This is a genomic window from Haladaptatus sp. (assembly GCF_049589095.1).
Lineage (GTDB): Archaea > Halobacteriota > Halobacteria > Halobacteriales > Haladaptataceae > Haladaptatus.
In genome coordinates this window covers 1-1,645 of the sequence record NZ_JBAWAC010000033.1, presented here as the reverse complement: position 1 = coordinate 1,645, position 1,645 = coordinate 1, and the positions used below count along the sequence as shown (strand labels likewise).

Annotated in this window: 3 protein-coding genes; all 3 read left to right on the top strand. The window is 62.9% G+C overall.

Features of this window, described 5'->3' with window-relative positions; translation table 11 throughout:
* A partial coding sequence (locus WBV42_RS01165; RefSeq protein WP_423984416.1) for a substrate-binding domain-containing protein occupies positions 1-294 on the top strand: 294 nt, incomplete at its 5' end.
* 49 nt (positions 295-343) lie between these two features.
* Positions 344-1,333: an ABC transporter permease gene (locus WBV42_RS01160; protein ID WP_423984415.1), complete on the top strand. Its 990-nt coding sequence runs from the start codon at positions 344-346 to the stop codon at positions 1,331-1,333.
* Positions 1,330-1,645: ATP-binding cassette domain-containing protein (locus WBV42_RS01155; RefSeq protein ID WP_423984414.1), on the top strand; the 316-nt coding region annotated here is incomplete at its 3' end. The genes WBV42_RS01160 and WBV42_RS01155, both read left to right, overlap by 4 nt.

Here is a 1,645-nt window from a genome sequence, read left to right as displayed (position 1 = left end):
ACGAAGAAGTACGCCGAACACTACGCGAAGGTGAGCGTGAAGACGGACAGCGCGACGTACACTGGAGCGCCCATCGCCTACGGAATGACGGTTCCGAGCAATGCGAAGAACACCGAGGCTGGGAACGCGTGGGTCGAGTACATGATCACGGAGCCGGGAGGAAAGATACTGAAGGACAACGGCTTCAAACCGGTTTCCCCTGCGGTCGTCCCGAAGAGTCAGAAGGACGCCGTCCCCGAGACCATCATGAACGACGCGGAAGCCAAATCGGCACTCGGTCCGCTCAAGCTATAGCCGGACTCCGAACTGCCGCCGAGACCCGACACGAACCAATAGAAAACCAATGAGCGATTCCAACTACGAGGACGGGCGATATCGAACGACTTCCACGGCGATGCTCGGTCGGGGGTCGGTCGTACTGACGGTGCTGACGGTCCAAGCACTCACGTTCGCGGCGCTCTACGTGCTCGGCCATCCGACGCTCTACATCGGTGTCGCGCTCGTGAGCGCCGCGCTGTTGGGATGGCGGGCGAACCGTGGCTGGTTCGGCGTGGCCGCCGCGACGTTCGGCGTCGTCCTCCTGCTCGCGCTCGGCATGCCGTTCGCCATGTTTTTCGTCAATCAAGAACCGGACCTCCTCGTCGAGACGGCCATGTCATCCGAAGTTCACACGATGTTGTACCTCACTATCTACGGCCCGCTCCTCGCAACGGTTGGGGCACTCGTCTTCGGCGTCCCGCTCGCCTCCCTCCTCGCCCGCGGCTTCACGGGACAGGCGATCGTGGAGAGCCTGGTCGATCTGCCGCTCGTCGTTCCCCACTCGGTCGCCGGAATCCTCATCCTGTTCGGCTTCGGAAAACACGGGCTGTTTCCGGGGACGTCGGTGTTGACCACGATGACCGGGATGGTACTGGCGGTGACGTTCGTGAGCGCACCCTACGCGGTCAACACCACCCGTGAAGCGTTCGAATCGATCGATTCGGGACTCGAATACGCCGCACGAAGCCACGGCGCGACGCCGTTCGAGACGTTCCGCCGGATTCAGGTGCCGCTCGCGTCTCGCGGCATCGTCACGGGCGGCGTCCTCGCGTGGGCGCGCGGCGTCTCGGAGTTCGGCGCGATTGCCATCGTCGCCTACAGCGTGAACTTCTTTTACCCGTTCACCGGAAAGGAGACCGTCTCACAGCACGCGCCGGTGTACATCCTCGACACGTATCGATCCGCGGGATTGCAACACGCGAGCGCCGTCGCGTTCATCCTGCTGGTGATGAGCGCGGGCATCTTCCTCGTCGTTCGACTGCTCACGGGGACGAAATCGGGGGGATTCCTGTGAGTTTCGACGTGGACATCGCGGCGACGTTCACCACCGAAGGAACCGATTCGTTCGACCTCGAAACCGAGTTCTCGGTCGAGACGGGCGAAACCCTCGTCGTGCTCGGCCCGAGCGGGAGCGGCAAGACGCTCCTGCTCGAAACGGTTGCTGGCTATCACGATCACGAAGGTCACGTCCGATTCGACGGCCACGACGTGACGAACGACCCGCCGGAAGAACGGGGCTTCGGCTTCGTGTTTCAGGATTACGCGCTCTTTCCACACATGACCGCGCGGGAAAACGTGGCGTTCGGCGCGCGCTATCACCCGGAAG

Bases quoted from the DNA above. Each gene is read 5' to 3' on its own strand.
- WBV42_RS01160 (WP_423984415.1), top strand. From the start codon at position 344: ATGAGCGATTCCAACTACGAGGACGGGCGATATCGAACGACTTCCACG.